Below are 22,961 nucleotides of genomic sequence, written 5' to 3'. Positions count from 1 at the left end.
TCAAATTTCTTATAAACCAATGGTCTACTTACAGTCACACTTCTCGTCGAAACTTTTATTGTACTGTTGCATTGCTCTATAACTCATACCCATGTTTGAGAATCCTCCGTCGTGGAATAAATTCTGCATGGTCACTTTTCGTGTTAAGTCTGAGAATAAAGTAATACAATAATTTGCACATTCCTGAGCATCTGCATTTCCCAGAGGAGACATACGTTCTGAAAAGTCAATTAACTTATCAAAGCCTTTAACTCCACTACCGGCAGTTGTCATCGTTGGTGATTGAGAAATAGTATTCACTCTAACTCGCTTTTCACGACCGTAGATATAACCAAAACTACGTGCAATAGATTCCAACATGGCTTTTGCATCAGCCATATCATTGTACTCATACATCGTTCTTTGTGCTGCAGCATAAGTTAAGGCAACAATAGAACCCCATTCTGCAACAACATCCATTTCTTTGGCTTTCTGAATCACTTTGTGGAAAGAAATCGCAGAAACATCAAGTGTTTTCTTAAGATATTCGTAATTGAGTTCATCATAAGAATTTCCCTTACGAACATTAGGTGACATCCCAATAGAATGCAGAATAAAATCAACTGGTCCTCCTAAAAGTTCCATCGATTTCTTATACAATTCCTCTAAATCATCAGGATTTGTAGCATCAGCAGCAATAACATGTGCATTACATTTTTTTGCTAACTCATCAATAGTTCCCATACGAATGGAAACGGGTGTATTGGTTAAAACAATCTCAGCACCTTCTTCAACAGCCAATTCTGCAACTTTCCATGCAATTGACATTTCGTTCAAGGCACCAAAAATGATTCCTTTTTTTCCTTTTAATAAATTGTAAGACATAATTTGAAGTTTTCAATTTTATCAGCTACAAATTTAACCAATATTATTTAGATTAAATCAAAAAAGGACTATTAATTAAGACTGAATAAATTCTTTAATCATCACCTCCACACAACATCTATCTCTCCAGCAATACCTTAGCGTTTTCCATGGCTGCCTGAGTCATGTCCGCACCACTCAACATCTTTGCCAATTCTTCTATACGACTCTCCTGGTCTAAAAGAACTATATTTGAATAAGTTTCAAGCTCATCATCGGCCTTATAAACTTTATAATGATAATTTCCTTTACTGGCAATCTGAGGTAAATGCGTAATACTTATCACCTGAATATTTTCAGCCATTTCACGCATAACAACACCCATTTTATCAGCTATTTCTCCGGAAACTCCCGTGTCAATTTCATCAAAAACAATAGATGGTAAAGCTGTAGATGCTGATATCAAAGACTTAATACTCAACATCAATCGAGACATCTCCCCACCAGAAGCAACCTTTGATATTTCCTCAAGCTGTCCATTCTTGTTAGCAGAAAAAAGAATTCTAATGAAATCCCTTCCTAAATACTGATATTCTTCAGTAATACTTTGTTCGAACTTAATTTTAGCGTGAGGCATACCCAATTGAATCAACTGAGACTCCAACGCTTTTTCAATAACAGGAATAACAGCCTTTCTACTTTTACTCAGTTTATCTGCTGCCTTATCAAGTTTTAGATTTTGAGCTTTTAACTTGGCTTTTAACTCTTCAATTAAATCATCACTCGAAGATATCTTCAATACCTTTTCATCCAGATCCTCTCGTATCTTAATCAATTCTTCAACAGATTCTACCCGATGTTTTTGTTGTAGGCTGTAAATAGCATCCAATTTTTCAGTCAGAAAAGAAATTCGGGAAGGATCAAATTCCATTGCCTCATAACTTCTTTCGAGTTCGGAAGCCAGATCTTGTAACTCGATACACGAGCTTTCAAAACGTTCATAAAACTCATCGCCCTCAGGAAATACCGATTGCACTTGCCCTATTGCAGTACGAGCTTCTTTCAAAAGTGAAATAATCGCAACATCCCCTTCGCTAAGCAAATTTGAAGCTTTAAACAGATTCGTTTTAATCTCTTCAGCGTGATTAAGCGTTTCAAGTTCAGACTCCATCTCGATCTGTTCGCCTTCAACCAAATTCGCATCAAGCAATTGCTGCAATTGAAACTGATAATAATCTAAATCCGATTTTTCTTTTCGGGCAAGTTCCTCCTGATTACGAAGTTCTTTCTTAATTTTTTGGTAAGCTTCAAACTGAATTTGGTAATCATTCAACAAAGAGAAATGTTGTGCGTAAGTGTCAACAATCCCCATTTGATATTCTGGGTCGCCCAAAGACAAATTTTGATTCTGAGAATGAATATCAATCAACTTAAGTCCCAATTCCTTTAACACCTTCAGACTAACTGGTGAATCGTTGACAAAACCACGCGTTTTTCCATTGGGAAGAATTTCACGTCGTAAAATTGTTTCCTCCTCATACTCCATTTCGGTATCCGCAAAAAACTTTTGAAGTTGATATTTTGAGATATTAAAGCTCGCTTCAATAATGCACTTTCTATCTTTATCTTTAAGGATATTGGTTTCTGGTCGCTGACCTAAAACCAAACCCAAGGCTCCCAACAAAATAGATTTCCCCGATCCTGTCTCTCCTGTTATGATAGAAAATCCATTTTTAAAATCAATCTCGATCTGATTGATCAACGTATAATTCTGTATAGCTAAGGATTGAAGCATATTGTAACAAAAAATATAAATTTAAAATATTGACAGATAACAATTCTATTGACTTACTTGAGTATCTTTTTATACTTGGTCAAATTGGCCGGATCAATATCGGATAAGATATTGTAAGCTCTTTTTTTCTCATCATTAAACGATTCTGCAAAAATCTTAACCAGTTCATCAGCCTTTGCATCAAAAAATATCTGAAGAATAAACGAACCGGGTTTTGCTCGGTGAGCTTTTTGTAAAAGACGCAAGGATTCAGCGATCTCAGAACGTCCCTCAGTTAATTTATCCGCCATCCTATCCAAACCCAAACGATGATAGCGATAAATACATTCACGCACAGGACGATAAGAATTGTTCAGAATATTTTCAATCAACCAATACCTATTACTCTTACTTTCGAAAGATTTCCATCCAGGATATTTTGCATTCTGCATCTTGTTCACGATAGACTCAGCTCTTGTAAAATAAGGCGTTCCACCTTCTAATGAAAAGGAATCGTAATCGAGTCCGATAATGATATTGGCATAAAAAGCCAAAAGCGCTGTCAAACTACTGGGTGTTGTCGTCTCGTTATATTCCAAAGCTTGATATTCGGCATATTTAAAATGAATATCATTGTCTTTAAAATTTAATAGTACCGTGTTGTATGACGAATTAAAAACAGGTCGACGTGCCTGAATCTGCATGGTTCCTTTAAATTCATCAGAAGATATCTGGTCTGTAAGATTTATCAGAATATTACACTCTATTTTCTCATCCTGATCGTAAATATGATCGGTCCAATTTCTAGTGTTTACAAATTCATAGATAGCTGTCTGCATGGTTTGAAAAACCTGCTTATTGGTTCCTTGAATTTGCTGGCTCACAACCTGAATATTACATCGTAATTCTTGCGAATTTGCATTTATGGCTGAAAATAAAACGAGAAGTATAAAAAGTAATTTGCGCATATAGAATTTTTCAAAAATTAAGACTAAAGTTAATCAAAAAAATGAGCAGTCAAGTCTTATAAACCAAACTAATGAAAGATTCAATTATTGTTTTAAGGATGAATCAAAACCAGATAAAACGCTAAAAATTTTGATTTAGAATTAAGGCATCAACGATATCCGCCGCAACTTCTTTCTTGGTTTTCAAGTCGAATACCTTCGCTTGTCCACTGCGAGAAAAAATAGTGATTTTATTCGTATCGTGCTGAAATCCGGCTCCTGAATCATTTAACGAATTAAGAACAATTAAATCCAAATTCTTCTTTTCCAATTTTAACTGCGCATTTTGCTCCTCGTCATTTGTCTCAAGCGCAAAACCAACTAAAAATTGCTTTTCTGATTTAATTTTTCCGAGCGAAGCTGCGATGTCTTTTGTTGGTGTTAATTCGATTGTATAATTCGATTTTTCACGTTTAACCTTGGCATCAACAGGATTCAAAGGTGTGAAATCGGCAACAGCTGCCGTCATTATAGCTCCATCACAATTAGGGAAGTGTTCTATAGAAGCCTCATACATTTCTTTTGCAGAAACAACATCTATTCGATGTATATTGGGATGGGTTGTTTGACATGCAGAGGGGCCTGAAATAAGAGTTACCAAAGCGCCTTCATCTGCTAGTTTTTCAGCAATTGAAAAACCCATTTTACCAGAAGAAAAATTACCAATGAAACGAACAGGGTCGATTTTTTCATAAGTCGGCCCTGTTGTTATCATGACCTTTTTATCAATTAGTCTTTTTTTTTTGAAGCAAAGAATTCCTTTAACTTCTCAACAATTTTTTCAGGATCTTCCATACGTCCTTTTCCGTAAAGACCGCTGGCCAACTCGCCACTTGAAGGCTCAATAAAATGATCGCCATATGACTTCAGAATATCCATATTACGAAGTGTGGCCGGATGTTTAAACATATCCAGGTCCATAGCTGGGGCATGAATAACCGGACACTTGGCAGACAAATAAGTTGTCAGCAATAAATTATCGCAAATACCATGAGCCATTTTAGCCATCGTATTGGCAGTCGTAGGTGCAACTAATAGCACATCAGCCCATAAACCTAAATCTACATGACTGTTCCACTCGCCATCGTCGTGCTTAAAAAAATCGCTTAATACGGTGTTTTTAGAAAGAGTTGCCATGGTTACCGGAGAAATAAACTCCTTGGCATAAGGTGTCATAATAACTTTCACTTGCGCTCCTTCTTTCACAAGTAAACGGACTAATGTGGCAGCTTTATAAGCAGCAATACTTGCTGTGACGCCTAATATTATCTTCTTATCTTTTAACATAAGGTCAAAACTAAAAAAGTTCCCTATTTCGAGGGAACTTAAAATATTAAAGCAAAATTTTACTTATTTGTTTTGTTTTCGTTAGCAGGATTTCTGTAATAAACGTCACCATTAATAAATTCTTCAACCGCGATTAAAGTTGGTTTTGGTAAACGCTCATAATATTTCGAAATCTCGATCTGCTCGCGATTCTCGAAAACTTCCTCCAAATTATCAGTAAAAGATGCGAATTCTTGAAGTTTCTTATTCAGTTCTGTTTTAAGCTCTACAGCAATCTGATTAGAACGCTTTGCCATGATCATCACTGATTCGTAAGCATTCCCTACTTCCCTGCTCAACTCTGTAACGTTACGTGTAATAGTTGAACTTGCTGCATTCGTTTTTTTGTAATCCATACTGTCAAAGAATTATTATCTATTGGTTTATTTTTAGTTCAGCTTGCAAAAATACAAATTTTTAATAGTTTTCCTCTAATTTATAACTAATTATCTTCTTTTGCAGATTTATCTTTCTCAAAATAAGCATCAATCTCCTTAATCATACGATCAGTAGCCTTCTTAAATTTACTTTTTGGAAATTCATCTACAAAAGCGAAATATTCTTCCTTAGCCAAATTAAAACGTTCATTTTGTTTCTCTTCTATCGATTTTACGGCATATTCAAAGCGAGATTCTAAAAGCATGAACATTAATTCTTCGCGGTAAGAAGAGCCTGGATAATCCTTAATCGCATTTTGCAATGCAATAATTGCTGATGGATAATGCTCTCTATCGAAATAGTTACGAGCGCTTAAGTAGGATTTGTAAACCAATTTATCTTGCAGCTCATCAATCAACTTATTACCCTCCTCAATACGTGATGAATTTGGGTATCGATTGATATACAACTGAAGTGCATCAATGGCATCTTGCGTAGATGTCTGATCCAAACGAGGCTTGGGTGATTGTTTATAATAACAATAAGCACTCATATACAAACACTCCTCTGCATAAGGGCTGTCTGGAAAACTCTTAATAAAATTACGGAAATAGTATCCTCCTGTAATATAATCACCCATCCCATAATTACTATAAGCCATGTAATAACTCACCGTTTCAGCCTTACTTGTTCCTCTAAAAACGGGGATTAATTCTTCGAAGAGCGTAGCTGCTTTCACATACTGCTCATCATTATAATATACAATGGCTTTCTTGTATTTAAGATTGGTATCATTACTCTTAAGTAGTTTTTGATATTCGCTACATCCGGCTAAAAGCGTGGAAACAAGCACGGTCAAAAAAAGGATTTTTTTCATAGGTATAAGGACTCTACTATTTTGTATCATGCAAAGATAGAATTTTCCGTCAATTTTGAACAAATCACCCTATCATATTGTTGCATTTATATTTTTTTAACAAGGCAATCAGAGAGATAGACACAATCAATATTTTACATACATCTACAATCACAACTCACTCATCTATACATGCAATTGCAGAATCAAGAACATAGATCGCTCAGCTTCATATCATTTATTATTAATTAGAGAAGAAAATCTACTGCTTCTATCTCTTGATATATTTTTATAAAATGTTACTTTTGCACAGTTATGAATTCTTTTCAAGAAATTTTTCTGTCTCGAATTTCATAATCCCATTCAGAATATTTGAAAACTCAAAAAAACATATAACGTGGATATTTTTGACAAAGTTAACACCCAAAAAGGGAATATTGGACAATACGCAAAGCAAGCTCACGGCTACTTCGCATTCCCAAAACTAGAAGGCGAAATTAACTCTAGAATGAAATTTAGAGGTAAAGATGTTCTAACATGGAGTTTGAATAACTACATTGGACTAGCTAACCACCCGGAAGTAAGAAAAGCTGATGCTGAATCTGCTGAGAAATGGGGACTTGCATATCCAATGGGTGCTCGTATGATGTCAGGACAAACAAGTCGCCACGAAGATTTAGAAGCACAACTAGCTGATTTTGTTGGCAAACCGGATGCATTCCTTTTAAACTTCGGTTACCAGGGCATGTTATCAATTATCGACGCATTGGTAAATCGTCATGATGTGATCGTTTACGATTCGGAATCACATGCATGTATCATGGATGGTTTGAGACTTCACCAAGGTAAACGTTTCGTTTATCCTCATAACGACATGGAAAACCTTCACAAGCAACTAGAACGTGCCACTAAGTGGGCTGAAAACACAGGTGGTGGTATTTTAGTAATCACCGAAGGTGTATTCGGTATGGCTGGCGATCTTGGGAAATTAGACCAAATTGTTGCTATGAAAAAAGAATTCAACTTCCGTTTATTGGTTGACGATGCACACGGTTTTGGTGTAATGGGACCAACTGGTGCCGGAACTCCAGAGCATTTTGGTGTACAAAACGAAATTGATGTTCTTTTTGGAACATTTGCTAAAGCAATGGCTGGTATTGGAGCATTCGTAGCTTGTAACGAAGATGTTTGCGACTATTTACGCTACAACATGCGCTCTCAGACATTTGCAAAATCACTTCCAATGCCAATTGTAGAAGGCTCAATCAAGCGTTTAGAATTGCTTAGAAGCAAACCTGAGCTTCGTGAACAACTATTCACAATCACCAATGCGCTTCAAAAAGGATTAACTGAAGCTGGCTTGGAAATTGGTTGCACAGAATCTCCTGTAACTCCGGTTTACCTATCAGGAAGTGTGGCTGAAGGAACTCAGGTAACAATGGATCTAAGAGAAAATTACAATATTTTCTGCTCAATCGTTGTGTATCCTGTAATCCCTAAAGGACAACTACTACTTCGTTTGATCCCAACAGCAACTCATACACTTGAAGATGTTGACTACACCGTAAAAGCATTTAAAGATGTAGCTACTAAGTTGAAAGAAGGCAAATACAGCAACGAAAAGTTTGCTGATATCTTCAATCAGTAAGCACATTAAAAGACAAGAAAAGCGATACCAACAGGTATCGCTTTTTTTTTGTTTCCAAATCAATAAACCTATGTAATAAAAAAAAGGATTGTCTCAGAAGAAACAATCCTTTTTACGCTTAACTCTTATACGAGCGAGAAACGAGACTCGAACTCGCGACCCCAACCTTGGCAAGGTTGTGCTCTACCAACTGAGCTATTCTCGCAATTTCTTTTTTTTTGTGAATCAGAAAAGAAAAACTGATTTGAGCGAGAAACGAGACTCGAACTCGCGACCCCAACCTTGGCAAGGTTGTGCTCTACCAACTGAGCTATTCTCGCAATTTCTTTTTTTTTATGAATCAGAAAAGATAACTGATTTGAGCGAGAAACGAGACTCGAACTCGCGACCCCAACCTTGGCAAGGTTGTGCTCTACCAACTGAGCTATTCTCGCAATTAACACTCTTACACCAATCAACATCGGCATGTTTTCACAATCTTAAACAAGCTTCATTATCCTTGTCAATTGCGATGCAAATATAGTGAATCTCGGCATTTCAGCAAGGTTTTCATCTAAAAAAATGATAAAAAAATCACCCCTGATGAACAGAGGTGATTTTTGAATATATTATCAAAATATAGACTAAGTCTTACATTAAGAAACTCAATAAGATACCGGCAGCCACTGCTGAACCAATCACACCAGAAACGTTTGGTGCCATCGCATGCATCAACAAGTGATTGGTAGGATCATTTTCCAATCCCATAACTTGTACTACACGAGCACTATCTGGAACTGCTGACACACCAGACGCTCCAATCATAGGGTTGATAGGTCTGTCTTTAGGCGACAACCAATTCATAATCTTACCAAACATGACCCCTCCAGCAGTCGCAACCACAAAAGATGCAGCTCCAAGACCGAAGATCAACATTGAATCTTTAGTCAAGAATACATCTGCCTGAGTTGAAGCACCTACTGATATCCCCAATAGAATTGTAATAATATTAATCAGTGCATTACTAGCTGTATCTGCCAAACGAGCTGTTACAGTAGATTCTTTTAGTAAATTACCAAAGAATAACATACCCAACAAAGGAACGGATGTAGGTGAGATATATGCTGTCAACAACAATGCAATAATTGGGAACATGATTTTCTCAAGACGAGATACCGCACGAGGAGGCTTCATCTTAATCAGTCTCTCTTTCTTAGTTGTCAACAAGTTGATAATTGGAGGCTGAATCACAGGAACTAAGGCCATGTATGAATAAGCTGCAATCGCAATCGGACCAATCAAATTCTTCACGGTCACCCCATTAGCCATAACGTTTACACCATTAGCTAATTTGGATGAAAGGAAGATAGCCGTAGGACCATCAGCACCACCAATAATTCCAATCGCACCAGCTTCCGGTGGAGCAAAACCTAAATATAGTGCACCTAAAAAGGTTACGAAAATACCAATCTGAGCGGCAGCTCCTAAAATCATCAATCGAGGATTCGATATCAAAGATGAGAAGTCAGTCATAGCCCCAATTCCTAAGAAAATCAAAGGAGGATACCATCCCTGCAATACACCCGAGTACAGATAACTCATCACCGAACCCGGCTCGTAGATACCTAATTTCAAGTTGAAATCAACCGCCTGAAACATTGGAATATTACCAATCAAAATACCGGTTCCGATAGGAATAAGCAGTAAAGGTTCGTAATCATATTTAATAGCCAGAAAAATAAAGAAGATACCAATAAGCATCATCAACAAGTGCCCCGGAGTTACATTAGCAAACCCCGTAAACTCCCAAAAATTTCTCAAACCAGCAACAGCACTCGATTCATGAGCACAATCGTATTTGGAATTACTTCCGAACTTAAGAACATCATTGGAAATATGACCAACACGTGTCCCCAAATCCAACACATCAGCAGTTACCCAATAAGGTCCTGATGCTGAATTTGGATTTGTATTCTTACTGAAATGCTCAACATTCTTTGGATTGAACTTTAATATAATCTTATTCCCTTCTATAGTCCAGTGTCCCGTAAAACGTTGTTTAATTGAATCCATTGAAAAAGAATGATTCTCTGCTTTGAATTCAAAGATCTTATATCTTTTAACAGTCTTATCTGACACGCCAAGAGCATTTGGGACATAACCATCTTGATGATTAATCCATTTGCCTTCGGTCAATTGTTTTTCGATAGCTCCATTATTTTGAGCCAGGGATGAAAAACACACCCCTAACATCAAAACAAGTGAGAATATCATTTTATAAAGATTTCTCATTACGTTGAATTTGACTTAAACTGATTACGCTAACTCAATAAGGACATCATCCTGAAGGACACTATCACCTACATTTACCTTAATAGATTTAACTGTACCAGCTTTCTCAGCCAATACGTTATTTTCCATTTTCATGGCTTCCATTACAAGTAAAGTATCACCTGCATTAATTGAGTCACCAACAGCAACACCAACTTTAATAATAGTACCTGGAAGAGGTGCTTTTACACTTACACCACCTGATGATTTCTTAATTTGACCTTCACCTGGCTTATTAACAACAGGTTTACGAATCAACTGAGGTGTTTTACTTGCTTTCTCTTTAGCTTCAATCTCAACATCGTAAACAGTACCGTTTACTTCAATTTGAGCGTTTTTACCTTCGATCTCTTTGATATCAACATCGAATTCTTGTCCGCGTATTGTAAATTTGAACTTTTTCATCGTCTTATCTTGGTTGATTCATTACTCCATAAATCTTAGAACTCCATGGAGAATAATTCTTAGTAACTTTTTTAATGGTAATAATGTTGCTTTCCTCATCGTGGATTTGATCGAAATGCATATAAAGAGCCATAGCAATAGCTGCATTTACACTTCCTTCGATACTTAAATCCTCTGATTCCGAAGTTGTCTTACCTTGCTTTTTAAGCTTTGATCTAAGATTGATTTGCAAAAGCTTAGGCAGGTTTACAAAAACAATAACTAAGGCTACCAATGCGACAAATACGATGCCGTACCCAACCAAAGCAACTGTCCATCCCCCCTGACTTCCAATCGATAATAAATTGATATAACTCATAGTTTATTAATTTTTACAATGGAATGTTTGAATGCTTCTTAGGAGGATTGCTCTGCTTCTTAGTCTGTAACGACTGGAATGCACGAATCACTCTAAAACGCGTATTACGAGGTTCAATTACATCATCAATATAACCGTATGAAGCGGCATTGTATGGGTTTGCAAATTTCTCGTTATACTCAATCTCTTGTTCGTTGATGAATTTAACTTTTTCGTCATCGCTAAGTTCCATCATTTTTCTACCATGTAGTACCTCAATAGCACCCTTAGCTCCCATTACTGCAATCTCAGCTGATGGCCAAGCGTAATTAAGGTCACCACGTAATTGCTTACAAGACATTACATCGTGAGCACCACCGTATGATTTACGTAGAGTGATAGTCACCTTAGGAACAGTAGCCTCACCATAAGCAAACATTAGTTTCGCACCGTGAGTAATGATACCACCAAACTCCTGACCTGATCCTGGAAGGAATCCTGGAACATCAACCAAAGTCAAAATAGGAATATTGAAACAGTCACAGAAGCGGATAAAACGAGCTGCTTTTCTTGAAGACTCAATATCAAGAACACCAGCAAGGAAATTAGGCTGATTGGCAACAATACCTACAGGCATACCACCCATTCTTGAGAAACCAACAAGAATATTCTTTGCATAGTGACGGTGAACTTCAAGGAATTCAGAATCATCAACAATAGAATAAATAACATCCTTCATATCATAAGGCATGTTAGGATTCTCAGGAATAATCTCATTCAACACATCCTCTAATCTATCGATAGGATCTGTACAGTCAGCCAATGGTGGCTCTTCAAGATTATTAGATGGCATGAAAGATAACAGCTTACGAATAATCATGATACCTTCTTCTTCGTCTTCCAACTTAAAGTGAGAAACTCCTGATTTAGAAGCATGCATATGAGCACCACCCAAAGCCTCAGTTGTAATATCCTCACCAGTCACGGTTTTAACAACCTTAGGACCAGTCACAAACATGTATGACTTTTCTTCAGTCATCATGATAAAGTCAGTTAATGCAGGAGAATAAACGGCTCCACCAGCACAAGGACCAAAAATTGCAGAAATCTGAGGAATAACACCAGACGCCATAATGTTTCTCTGGAAAATCTCAGCATAACCAGCAAGAGCAGTTACCCCCTCCTGAATACGAGCTCCTCCTGAATCATTCAAACCAACACAAGGTGCACCAACTTTCATTGCCATATCCATCACCTTGCAAATCTTTTGTGCAAAAGTTTCAGATAAAGAACCACCAAATACTGTGAAATCCTGAGAAAATACAAAAACTAAACGTCCATCTACAGTTCCTTGACCTGTAACAACACCATCGCCTAAGAATTTAGTTTTCTCCATACCAAAGTTGGTACAACGATGCGTTACAAACATATCGAATTCCTCGAAACTGCCTTCATCCAAAAGCATGTCGATTCTTTCACGAGCAGTATACTTGCCTTTCTTGTGCTGAGACTCGATACGCTTCACACCTCCGCCAAGTTTAGCTTCAGCTCTTAAGTCAATTAACTTTTTAATTTTATCCTGACTAGCCATAACTTCTATTAGTTATAATATATTATAATTGAGTATTCTTATTTATTTCCACAAAGTTCAGTCAAAACTCTCTGAGTTGACTTAGGATGTAAGAAACCAATCTTTAAACCTTCAGCTCCACCTCGTGGTGTCTTATCAATCAGTTGACATCCTGCTTCTGCTGCATCATTTAAAGCTTCCTGAACATCTTCTACAGCAAATGCCAAGTGATGCATTCCGCCACCAGTCTTCTCTACAAATTTCCCAATAGGTCCTTCCGGATCAGTAGACTCAAGCAATTCGATTTTTACATCTCCTACTTTGAAAAATGCAGTTTTTACTTTCTGATCAACTACTTCTTCAATAGCATAACACTCTAATCCTAATACTTTCTCGTAAAAAGGAATAGCTTCTTCTAAGCTTTTAACAGCAATTCCGATGTGCTCAATATGTGTCGGTTTCATAATTTAAATATATTTTGATTGAATAATTTGGTGACAAAAATATTGAAAGGGAAAACGATAATCAACGTTTTCGAAGATTATTAAACTTGTTCTTCAACATGTCTCCCGATCCGCAACAACAACACTACTTCCAGCCTGATAACAAGATCATTAAAACAACTAAGACCCATAAGTCTTTTATCTAAAATGGGTTCAAACAAGCATGAAATTCAGCATTTTCGAAAACCTTTGCAAAAATCTTGATATTTAGAAAACAAATGAAGATGATTTCCTTCTTTTTTTGAAATTCAAAAGAAGTTTTTTCAACATAGATTTTACTGTTTTAAAACAAGAAGTTCGTTTCAACATTTTCGATGAAGCCAAAACAGAAAAACAAAAATAAAACAAATCGAATCTCTGTTTTCATGCACGCAATTTAATACCTCTTTATTACACCTGCAAAACAAATAAGCCTTGCATATCTCATTTTCACCCATGAATCAAGCCATTTAAAAGGAAGTTGTTCGTCAAATTAGAACCCAAATCTTTTACTAAAACGAAGTCTCACAAAAACATGGATTTTCCACATTCTCAGCCCAACAAAATCAAACTCTTTAACTATATTTGCAGCGAAATCTGCTTTCAACCAATTTTATAAAAAATTTAAGATGATACTATTCTTTAAAAAAGGTAAAGTTCATTACGGAGTACATTGTTCTCTCGAATTAAATGCAATTGACACAGCTAAATTATCCTGGCTATTTAGCGATGCTGAAATCCTAACTGGCGAAAAAGTAACAGGCAAATTTGTAGGACCTCGCAAAGAGATGATTACACCCTGGAGCACGAATGCTGTTGAAATTACGCAAAACATGGGATTAAGTGGAATCCTTCGTATCGAAGAATTCACCCAAGTTGATACTGAACACCCTCAGTACGATCCTATGCTTCAAAGTTTCTATGAAAATTTAGATCAGGAAATTTTCACTATCGAGAAACAGGCTGATCCTATTATTTACATCGAAGATATTAGAGCCTACAACAAGCAAGAAGGCTTAGCTTTAAGTGATGAAGAAATAAGCTATCTTGAAGGAGTTGAGAAGAAGATCAAACGTAAACTAACCGATTCAGAAGTATTTGGATTCTCACAAGTAAATTCTGAACACTGCCGTCACAAAATATTCAACGGTACCTTTATTATTGATGGAGAAGAAAAAGAATCATCTCTTTTCCAATTGATTAAAGAAACATCCAAAAAGAATCACAATCGTATTGTCTCAGCTTACAAAGACAATTGTGCATTTCTTCAAGGCCCAAGAGTTGAGCAATTTGCTCCGGCCTCTCACGATAAAGCAGATTTTTTCTATACCAAAGATATTGATACTGTCATCTCATTAAAGGCAGAAACTCACAATTTCCCAACAACAGTAGAACCATTTAATGGTGCAGCCACTGGAACCGGAGGAGAAATCCGAGATCGTATTGCAGGTGGTAAAGCTTCCCTTCCAATGGCAGGAACCGCAGTTTATATGACTGCTTACCCCAGACTTGAAGCATCAAGAAAATGGGAAGGTGCGACGGATCCTCGTAAATGGTTATACCAAACCCCTGAAGAGATCCTTATTAAAGCCTCTAACGGAGCAAGCGATTTTGGAAACAAATTTGGACAACCTTTAATTTGTGGTTCTGTATTGACTTTCGAACATTTCGAAAACAACAAGAAATACGGTTACGATAAGGTGATCATGCAAGCTGGAGGTGTTGGCTATGGCCGATTAGAGCAAGCTCAAAAAGATGTCCCAAAAAAAGGTGACAAAGTTGTGCTTTTGGGTGGTGATAACTACAGAATTGGAATGGGTGGTAGTGCTGTTTCTTCAGTGGCTACAGGTGAATACGACAACTCTATTGAATTGAATGCTGTTCAGAGATCGAATCCTGAGATGCAAAAAAGAGTTTGTAACGCCATTAGAGCAATGGCAGAATCTGATCACAACCCTATTATTTCTATCCACGATCACGGTGCAGGTGGCCACCTAAATTGTCTGTCTGAATTAGTAGAAGAAACAGGTGGTAAAATTGATCTAAACGCTCTTCCAGTGGGTGACCCAACTCTTTCAGCTAAAGAAATTGTTGGTAATGAGTCTCAGGAAAGAATGGGATTGGTTATCGGAAAAGATGATGTTGATTTACTAACTCGTATTGCTGATCGCGAACGAGCTCCTATATACACTATTGGTGAAACTACTGGCGACATGCGTTTCACATTCGAAGACAAAAAAACGGGTGAGAATCCTATCGATCTTGGTCTTTCTGAAATGTTTGGTAAACCACCAAAAACAATCATGACTGACGAAACGGTAGCTGAATCTTTCGAAGAAGTTGCTTACAAAGCTGAAAAGCTGGAAGACTACCTTGAGGAAGTTCTTCAACTGGAATCAGTGGCATGTAAAGATTGGTTAACCAATAAAGTCGACCGTTCTGTAACGGGTAAAATCGCCATGCAACAATGTGCCGGACCTCTACAGTTACCTTTAAACAACTTAGGAGCTGTTGCTCTTGACTTTCAGGGAGAAAAAGGGATTGCCACTTCGATTGGACACGCTCCTGTTTCTGCTCTTGTTGATTCTGCAAACGGCTCACGCCTTTCAATCGCCGAATCACTAACCAACTTAGTTTGGGCTCCTATTGAACAAGGTATCAAAGGCGTTTCTCTTTCAGCGAACTGGATGTGGCCTTGTAAAAACAAGGGCGAAGATGCTCGTCTTTACAAAGCTGTTGAGTCAATTAGTGAATTTGCTATTGAACTTGGCTTAAACGTTCCAACTGGTAAAGACTCATTATCTATGACTCAAAAATATGGTCAGGATGATGTGGTTTATGCTCCGGGAACAGTTATCATTTCTACAGTTGGTGAGATCATTGATATCAATCGCATGGTTAGCCCCGTGATGAAAAATGTAGCAAACTCTCACCTATTACATATCGACTTTTCAAAAGATGATTTCCAATTGGGCGGTAGTAGTTTTGCTCAAATCGTTAACAAACTTGGTAAAACAACACCAAATGTAAACGATGCGAAGTATTTCGCGAAGACTTTTGAAACCCTTCAGCAGCTTATCTTAGAAAGAAAAATACTTGCTGGTCACGATATTTCTTCAGGCGGTATGATTACAGCTCTTTTAGAGATGTGTTTTGCCGATAACAAGCTTGGTGCATCAATCAATCTTAATGACATTGAAGAAGCAGACTTAATCAAAGTTCTTTTCAGTGAAAATCCTGGTGTCATTGTTCAAGTAGAAGATATCGACACCGTAAGTAAAGTGCTTTCTGAAGCTGGCATTATTTTCCATAAAATTGGTTCTCCTGCAGAAGCTGGTAAGATGACAATCACTAAAGCTGATAAAAATTTATCGCTTGATGTTGCATCATTGCGTGACCTTTGGTATAAAACTTCATACCTGTTGGATCGCAATCAGTCTGGTAGTGATTTAGCATTAGAACGATTTAAATCATATAAAGAGAATAGTCTTAACTACAAATTCCCAGAGAACTTCACTGGTAAATTAGATCAATACGGCATTGATCCTAAACGTCAGACTAAATCAGGAATCAAAGCAGCTATCATTCGTGAAAAAGGCGTAAATGGCGATAGAGAAATGGCTTGGATGATGCATCTGGCAGGTATGGATGTTAAGGATATTCATATGACCGATTTAATCTCTGGTCGCTCTGATTTCTCAGATGTTAACATGATCGTTTTCGTTGGTGGTTTCTCTAACTCTGATGTTTTAGGTTCGGCAAAAGGATGGGCTGGAGCATTCTTATATAACGAGAAAGCTAAAAAAGCTCTTGAAGATTTCTACAAACGTGAAGATACTCTAAGTTTAGGTGTTTGTAATGGATGTCAATTAATCTCCGAATTGGGATTAATCTACCCGGAACACGAGAAACATCCTAAATTGCTTCACAACGAATCTCATAAATTTGAATCAGGCTTTGTGAACGTAGATATTCAAGCTAACGAATCCGTTATGCTTTCGACTCTTGCTGGTAGCCGTTTAGGTATTTGGGTTGCTCACGGTGAAGGTAAATTCGATTTGCCATACAGCGAAGACAAGTATCAGATTCCTATGAAATACAGTTTCAAAGATTATCCTGCCAATCCGAATGGTTCTCCATTCGAAACAGCAGCAATCTGTTCAAATGATGGTCGTCACTTAGCTATGATGCCACACTTGGAACGTGCAACCTATCCATGGAATTGGGCATACTATGATGAAAACAGATTAGAGAATGAAGTGAGTCCTTGGATTGAAGCTTTTATCAATGCAAAAAACTGGATTGCAAAACATAAATAATTAGATATACACATATTTAGAAGCCCTCTTTCCAATCAGAAAGGGGGCTTTCCCATTTTATTATAGAAAGAATCTTTTTTCATTTTTTTTCCTACCTTGTGCTTCAATCTAACCAAACACGTCAATATTATGAAGCATTACGCACTACTCATATCCATTCTATCTATCACATTTTCATGTGCTAACCAAAAGAATACACATAAAAACGGCATAGCCGATTCTGCTCAAGTCACTAAGGAAATTCCAATCAACATTTCTGATTTTGCCCCAAACACATTAGCTTTAAACATAAAAATCTTAAAAATTATTTATCATAATAAATACAATGAAATCCATGCAACTGTAAATAAAACATTAGGATCAGGTGCTGGAATCATAGGCATATATTCAAAAGGCAAAGAGATCCGTTTCGAGACAGAAAGTGATTCAAAGGTAGAAATTAACTCCAACTATAGCTTTTTGTTCAAAGAATCTCAATCTATGGGAAACAATGAAACCATTTTAAATTTAATTAAAGAAGTTAAATAAATACACAAATTGAAAATCTACGTACAGACGATAAATTACCCCAATGCAACTCTATCTGAAATAGGAATTCAGTAAACCTACTAACCGCAAACTAACAAGAAAAGGATGAAAAAAAATTTACTACTGAGTTCAGTATTCCTTGTAGCCTTAACCCTCAGTGGCTTGGCACAAACAAAGAATATTGTTATTAATGAAAGCACATACAAAAAGCTTACAGCACCAGGTGTTAACCATGTGCGAATGGCTAAAAAAGCAGATAAGCGTAAAGGCATCATTCGTGTTAAAGATGCTCCTCATGAACGCTTAATGTTTGAAAAATTAATAACTCAAGATCCGAAGACCGGAGAACTTCCTACTAACTTTCGTGAAAGAGAATTGAAATTTCTTTCTGATAACAAGAATCAATTCATATCCAGAACAAAATCACAGAGTATTGATTGGAAGCAAACCGGACCATACAATGTAGGCGGTAGAACAAGAGCACTGGCTATTGACCTTACCAATGACAACATCATTTTAGCTGGTGGTGTGACTGGTGGCATGTGGCGCTCAGAAGATGGTGGGGCTTCCTGGACTAAAACCACAAGCCCAACCGATCATCAATCTGTTACAGCGGTTGCACAAGATCCTCGAGAAGGTCATACAGATACTTGGTATTATGCAACTGGTGAATATTCCGGCTCTGCCGGGGCTAGTGGCGCATTCTATTCTGGTGCTGGTGTATTTAAATCAATTGATGGAGGTAAAACATGGACGAAGTTTGCTGACACAGACAGATATGACACACCATTTTTCAATGAACTTTTTGATATTTGTTGGAGCATATCGGTAGACCCAACCAATGGGGATCTTTATGTTGCAACATATGGTGGTATATATAAATATAACTTTGGTGAGGAAACTCGTAATCTAGTTATTAATTCAGCTCCCACTAAAAACGATAACTACGCAAGAACAACTGATATAATTTGTACACCCTCAGGAATCAAATATGCAACATTAAGTAGTGAAGGTACTATAAATGGCATCTATAAATCAGTAAGTGGAAACGCGGGAGACTGGGAAAAGATTACACCTGAGGGCTTCCCTACAAATTATGATCGTACCGTATTAGCTTATGCTCCTAGTAATGAAAACATTCTATACTTTCTTTCGGAAACTCCTGGTAAAGGTCTTAATGGTCACAGTTTTTGGAAACTAACAACAAATGGCAATGAGCTCTCATGGGAAGATCGTTCTCTCAATCTTCCTGCACAAGGGGAGGACGATGTCGCGGGTTACAGTTCACAAGGCTCTTATAATATGGTTATAAAAGTAGCTCCTGATGACGAGAATATGGTTTTCATTGGAGGAACCAATCTTTTCCGTAGTGACGATGGTTTTGCAACGAATGCTAATCCCGTTAAAACAGGCAAGGACGATCCCAATAACACATCCAAAGCATATTGGATAGGTGGATACGCCACCGAAAACAATGTGAGTCAATACGACAATCATCATCCTGATCAACATTCCTTAGCTTTCCTAAATGATGGCAAAACTCTTTTAAGTGGACATGATGGAGGGATCAGTAAAACCTATAATTACAAACAAACCGAAGACTCAGGTCAAGAAGATGATATTGAGCACCCTTCTGCTAAGCCAGTTGACTGGGAATCATTAAACAACGGTTATCTAACAACTCAGGCCTATACCGTTGGAATTGACGCAAATGATTTGGAATCCTATGAAATTCTTACTGGTTTTCAAGATAATGGAACTTGGTACACTTATAGAGAGGACAATGGTATTCACAAACAAAATTGGATTCATCTTGGAAGTGGTGATGGGGCATACTGTAGTATGCACAATAACAAAAATGCTTACATTACTTCATCTCAAAGAGGACGTATCTATTTAAATGTTTACAACACAACTGATAAAGAGTGGGAATGGGCTCGCGTAGACCCTGAAGGCGTTAATTCTGAGGATGTGTTATTTATAAATCCATATGAGATTGATAATAACAACGAAGCCATCATGTTTTATGCAGGAGGAACCGATATTTGGAGAAATACCGATATTTACAAAATCCCAAAATTCTCTAACGATGCAGCAAGTATTGGTTGGGAAAAACTAACAGGCACAACAGTCTCAGGCCAAATTTCTGCCATTAAATCATCAATTCTTCCTGCCAATCTATTGTATTTTGGTACTTCTGAAGGGAAAATTTATAAAACAATCAATTCACATTCCTCTCAAGCTGTGACTACAGAAATTACAGGTCCTTCAATGCCCGAAAGCGCCTATGTAAGTAGTATTGAAGTAAATCCTGCTAATGCCAACTACGTATACGTAACCTTTTCGAATTATGAAGTAGAAAGTATTTTCTTTTCGAAAGATGCCGGCGAAACATGGACTGATGTATCCGGAAACCTAGAAATTACTAAAGACAGTAAAAATATTGGCCCATCAGTAAGATATCTAAATGTTCTTAATGCTGAAAATGGTCCAGTTTATTTTGCAGGAACAAGTATTGGTTTATACATGGCAACCGATCTTAATTCAAACACAAAATGGACTCAGGTATCAACAGATAAAATTGGGAATACTGTAGTCGATGTGGTTAAAACCCGAAAAGATGGTTTTATTGTGGTAGGAACACATGGTAATGGTATTTTCCATGCCAACATTACACCAGGAGAACCAACTGTAGATCCAGCAGGACCTCTTGTAGGTATTGAAGATCCTGTCGAAACCAACACAAAACTTAATATTTATCCTAATCCAATGGAAAATAGCAGTCGTGTTGAATTTCCAAATGAAAATAATGAATCATATCGCCTGATTGTGGTTGATGCTTCAGGTCGTGTTGTTCGTATTATTGAGAATATCACCAATAATAATGTATTGATTAACCGAGAACAACTAAAACCCGGTATTCATATCATCAATCTTGAGGGTGAAAAAATTTACAAAGGAAAACTTATTGTGAAATAACTATCCGCTCCCTTAAAATATGAAAAGACCTAAAAGCTCAATGCTCTTAGGTCTTTTTACTTTTAGATTTTAAATACAATATTAGTAGCCAATACCAGCAGCCATAATGTTATTGGGATCAAAAGCATGACACGGGGTGACACCATGAACCATATCACATTTTGGACAATGTCCTTCGAACTCCTCCATGGTAAATGTTTCCTTACATCCATGACATTCAATATCCAATGGCATAGGCATCAATTGCTCTGCAAATCCCATCATTCTAATTTTGTCAACCACTTGCTGACCATTCTCGAAACTTCCTGCGCATCCGTCGTGCATAATATCTATTTTTTGTGTTAGTTCGTAATTCAATATTCTAATTGGTATCTCAAGCTAAAATCCAATATCTTCTTTCTGAATAATTTCGCCTTGGCGCAATCGGGTTCTCATGTTCTGAACCACGGCATCCATTCTTTCCAAATCACCCAAAAGCTTGCGTTCCTCATCACTGGTTTCAATCACCTTATGGATTCCACCATTCTTAATGACAATACGCTTGTCTCCCATAAGAGCCAAAATAGGATCGTGGGTTGCCATCAAAACAATCTTTTCTTCACCGACTAAAAGATCCAAAGCACGCTTCCGATCAATACCGGCATTTTCAATCTCATCAATCAGGATAATAGGCGACTTACTCAGGATTGCTGTATCGGCAATCATCAAGGCTCTCGATTGACCACCGCTTAAACTTGTTATTGGTGTTGTTAACTCAAACTTCTCTCCTGCCAAATCGTTGGCCTGTTCAAAAATTTTGTTGATGACACGTTCAACATCTTCTACCAAACGAGATTGTGCATGCAATTCAATAAACTCATAAACCGTTAAATCCATCACAAAATTCATATTTTGTGACAATTGTGCAACCAATTTATTTCCCGAATTTAATCGCCATTTCTTATCTCCTGCTTCTCCATTGATCAATACCGAACGAGAAGTCGGCGTATCTTTTTGAGCGACCCATTCGATATCGGCCAACAAACGACTTTTGCCAGAACCTGTAGGACCGACAATACAAACAATCTCGCTTTTTTTAATCGATAATTCTTCGAACATTTCAGCCTCACCCGACTTATTTGTTCCGGGCAGCAAAGTAATACTATGAACGCCATCATCCTCGTCTTCCCCTAAAAATTCAAGCATTTGATCAATGTAAATACACATCGATTCCAAAACCTGAGTTTTATCCATTGCTCTGTTCTCCTGCTCCTCTTCTTCATCCAAGAAATTTAAATAGTCAATCAATTTAATATCAAGACTTTCATTTAAATCTAAGGTATGTTCTTCGAAAAAACCGGGCAAAAATGGGTATTTTTCAAATAAATCGGTAAGTGTTTTACTCTGTATATCGTTAATTGTCATCATGCTATCAATACTTGATATTTTAAATGCCTTTAGTGGTTATCTTGTTCGAATCTGTATTTTAACTTTAAACACTTCAAGTTCATTATTTTTCTTTCTTATCACTCATGTCTATTTTTCGTACATTACCCATCTGGTAAGACTCTCCAATTCGAGTTTCACCCAAACAATACGAACAAAGAGCTGATGGCATTGAGAATCTCAATTTTTCTCCAACAAGAGTCTTCACTTCAGTCTTCTCATCGTACAATAAAGTGCTCAATTCATATGCTCCCTGACCTGTTAAACCATTCACGTGCATAATTGTCGCACCCGGATTAACCGTATTGACACGTGAAGCAAAAACTTCACGCTCAGCTTGAGAAACGATATCCCCCTTCGTGATAATAACAATATCTGCTGTTTTAAGCATAGGACCAATCTTCTTTGGGGTATTAATGCCACTCAAATTATCGATCACACACACGGCAGTAACCGTTTTAATATATGGAGAACATCGGTTACACAAACCGGCACTCTCGGTAATTAAAAGATCCAAACCTTCTTTCAATCCCCATTGTGTCACCTCTTCGATATTGCTTACAAAATAATGATCCGGACAAAGTGAACCTGAAAGCCCTTTTTTAACTTTCACTCCCGCTTTTTCGTACAACACATCGTCACCGGTGTACAAACAATCGAATTTGACAACCCCTACTTTTAAGCCTCGCTTTTTTACAGAGTCAATGGTTTTAAGAATAACTGCTGTCTTTCCTGATGACGGAGGTCCTGATACTGTAACTAGATTCATATCTT

19 protein-coding genes and 3 tRNA genes are annotated in these 22,961 nt (G+C 37.2%); 4 read left to right on the top strand and 18 right to left on the bottom strand.

The annotated features are described in order from the left end of the window. Nucleotides 1–24: 24 nt before the first annotated feature. The 7 genes from EV201_RS12885 to EV201_RS12860 form a co-directional block, all read right to left on the bottom strand. Entirely contained in the window at nucleotides 25–864 is an 840-nt protein-coding gene (locus EV201_RS12885; protein WP_130308046.1) for an enoyl-ACP reductase FabI, read from the bottom strand. Nucleotides 865–982: 118 nt separating this feature from the next. After that, nucleotides 983–2,638: a DNA repair protein RecN gene (locus EV201_RS12880; RefSeq protein ID WP_130308045.1), complete on the bottom strand. Its 1,656-nt coding sequence runs from the start codon at nucleotides 2,636–2,638 to the stop codon at nucleotides 983–985. 53 nt (nucleotides 2,639–2,691) lie between these two features. Continuing rightward, on the bottom strand, nucleotides 2,692–3,585 hold the full coding sequence (porD, locus tag EV201_RS12875) for a type IX secretion system protein PorD (protein WP_130308044.1): 894 nt from the start codon (nucleotides 3,583–3,585) through the stop codon (nucleotides 2,692–2,694). Between the two features lie 121 nt (nucleotides 3,586–3,706). Continuing rightward, on the bottom strand, nucleotides 3,707–4,339 hold the full coding sequence (locus EV201_RS16570; protein ID WP_242610492.1) for a phosphopantothenoylcysteine decarboxylase domain-containing protein: 633 nt from the start codon (nucleotides 4,337–4,339) through the stop codon (nucleotides 3,707–3,709). 14 nt (nucleotides 4,340–4,353) lie between these two features. Continuing rightward, complete coding sequence (locus EV201_RS16565) at nucleotides 4,354–4,911, bottom strand: flavoprotein (RefSeq protein WP_242610491.1); 558 nt, start codon at nucleotides 4,909–4,911, stop codon at nucleotides 4,354–4,356. Nucleotides 4,912–4,970: 59 nt separating this feature from the next. Further along, nucleotides 4,971–5,306, bottom strand: a complete 336-nt coding sequence (locus tag EV201_RS12865; protein ID WP_130308043.1) for a DNA-directed RNA polymerase subunit omega — start codon at nucleotides 5,304–5,306, stop codon at nucleotides 4,971–4,973. A gap of 86 nt (nucleotides 5,307–5,392) precedes the next feature. Continuing rightward, nucleotides 5,393–6,205, bottom strand: coding sequence for an outer membrane protein assembly factor BamD (locus tag EV201_RS12860; RefSeq protein ID WP_130308042.1), 813 nt, complete (start codon nucleotides 6,203–6,205; stop codon nucleotides 5,393–5,395). Nucleotides 6,206–6,581: 376 nt separating this feature from the next. Between EV201_RS12860 and EV201_RS12855 the strand changes: the two genes are divergently transcribed. Then, nucleotides 6,582–7,832 carry an aminotransferase class I/II-fold pyridoxal phosphate-dependent enzyme gene (locus EV201_RS12855; protein WP_130308041.1) on the top strand — a complete coding sequence of 417 codons (1,251 nt, stop codon included), beginning with the start codon at nucleotides 6,582–6,584 and terminating at the stop codon, nucleotides 7,830–7,832. Between the two features lie 132 nt (nucleotides 7,833–7,964). Here EV201_RS12855 and EV201_RS12850 read toward each other — a convergent pair. The 8 genes from EV201_RS12850 to mce form a co-directional block, all read right to left on the bottom strand. Further along, nucleotides 7,965–8,037, bottom strand: a tRNA-Gly gene (locus EV201_RS12850). 42 nt (nucleotides 8,038–8,079) lie between these two features. Continuing rightward, nucleotides 8,080–8,152, bottom strand: a tRNA-Gly gene (locus EV201_RS12845). A gap of 41 nt (nucleotides 8,153–8,193) precedes the next feature. Beyond that, nucleotides 8,194–8,266: transfer RNA gene (locus tag EV201_RS12840), tRNA-Gly, on the bottom strand. A 196-nt stretch (nucleotides 8,267–8,462) separates the two neighbouring features. Beyond that, nucleotides 8,463–10,103 (bottom strand): sodium ion-translocating decarboxylase subunit beta, encoded by a 1,641-nt coding sequence (locus EV201_RS12835; protein ID WP_242610490.1) that lies wholly within the window; start codon nucleotides 10,101–10,103, stop codon nucleotides 8,463–8,465. 24 nt (nucleotides 10,104–10,127) lie between these two features. Beyond that, on the bottom strand, nucleotides 10,128–10,547 hold the full coding sequence (locus tag EV201_RS12830) for a biotin/lipoyl-containing protein (RefSeq protein WP_130308040.1): 420 nt from the start codon (nucleotides 10,545–10,547) through the stop codon (nucleotides 10,128–10,130). 4 nt (nucleotides 10,548–10,551) lie between these two features. Further along, the gene (locus tag EV201_RS12825; protein WP_130308039.1) at nucleotides 10,552–10,905 is read right to left on the bottom strand and encodes an OadG family protein; all 354 of its coding nucleotides are present in this window, start codon (nucleotides 10,903–10,905) and stop codon (nucleotides 10,552–10,554) included. A 13-nt stretch (nucleotides 10,906–10,918) separates the two neighbouring features. Next, the gene (locus EV201_RS12820) at nucleotides 10,919–12,475 is read right to left on the bottom strand and encodes an acyl-CoA carboxylase subunit beta (protein WP_130308038.1); all 1,557 of its coding nucleotides are present in this window, start codon (nucleotides 12,473–12,475) and stop codon (nucleotides 10,919–10,921) included. 38 nt (nucleotides 12,476–12,513) lie between these two features. Continuing rightward, nucleotides 12,514–12,918, bottom strand: coding sequence for a methylmalonyl-CoA epimerase (mce, locus tag EV201_RS12815; protein WP_129253505.1), 405 nt, complete (start codon nucleotides 12,916–12,918; stop codon nucleotides 12,514–12,516). Between the two features lie 647 nt (nucleotides 12,919–13,565). Here mce and purL point away from each other — a divergent pair. The 3 genes from purL (at nucleotide 13,566) to EV201_RS12800 (ending at nucleotide 20,762) form a co-directional block, all read left to right on the top strand. After that, the gene (gene purL, locus EV201_RS12810) at nucleotides 13,566–17,255 is read left to right on the top strand and encodes a phosphoribosylformylglycinamidine synthase (RefSeq protein ID WP_130308037.1); all 3,690 of its coding nucleotides are present in this window, start codon (nucleotides 13,566–13,568) and stop codon (nucleotides 17,253–17,255) included. Between the two features lie 129 nt (nucleotides 17,256–17,384). Next, nucleotides 17,385–17,783 carry a hypothetical protein gene (locus EV201_RS12805; RefSeq protein ID WP_130308036.1) on the top strand — a complete coding sequence of 133 codons (399 nt, stop codon included), beginning with the start codon at nucleotides 17,385–17,387 and terminating at the stop codon, nucleotides 17,781–17,783. Between the two features lie 105 nt (nucleotides 17,784–17,888). Beyond that, nucleotides 17,889–20,762 (top strand): T9SS type A sorting domain-containing protein, encoded by a 2,874-nt coding sequence (locus EV201_RS12800; RefSeq protein ID WP_130308035.1) that lies wholly within the window; start codon nucleotides 17,889–17,891, stop codon nucleotides 20,760–20,762. A gap of 81 nt (nucleotides 20,763–20,843) precedes the next feature. Here the strand turns inward: EV201_RS12800 and EV201_RS12795 are convergent, their stop codons facing one another. From EV201_RS12795 to EV201_RS12785, 3 genes are all read right to left on the bottom strand, one after another. Further along, nucleotides 20,844–21,086, bottom strand: coding sequence for a hypothetical protein (locus tag EV201_RS12795; RefSeq protein WP_130308034.1), 243 nt, complete (start codon nucleotides 21,084–21,086; stop codon nucleotides 20,844–20,846). A gap of 54 nt (nucleotides 21,087–21,140) precedes the next feature. Further along, entirely contained in the window at nucleotides 21,141–22,169 is a 1,029-nt protein-coding gene (locus EV201_RS12790) for an ATP-binding cassette domain-containing protein (RefSeq protein WP_130308033.1), read from the bottom strand. Nucleotides 22,170–22,251: 82 nt separating this feature from the next. Beyond that, nucleotides 22,252–22,956 (bottom strand): GTP-binding protein, encoded by a 705-nt coding sequence (locus EV201_RS12785; RefSeq protein ID WP_130308032.1) that lies wholly within the window; start codon nucleotides 22,954–22,956, stop codon nucleotides 22,252–22,254. Between the last annotated feature and the right edge of the window lie 5 nt (nucleotides 22,957–22,961).

This window comes from Ancylomarina subtilis (assembly GCF_004217115.1).
In the GTDB taxonomy this organism is placed as follows: domain Bacteria; phylum Bacteroidota; class Bacteroidia; order Bacteroidales; family Marinifilaceae; genus Ancylomarina; species Ancylomarina subtilis.
Note: the sequence above shows the minus strand (reverse complement) of the source record. Positions and strands in the feature narration are given on the sequence as shown.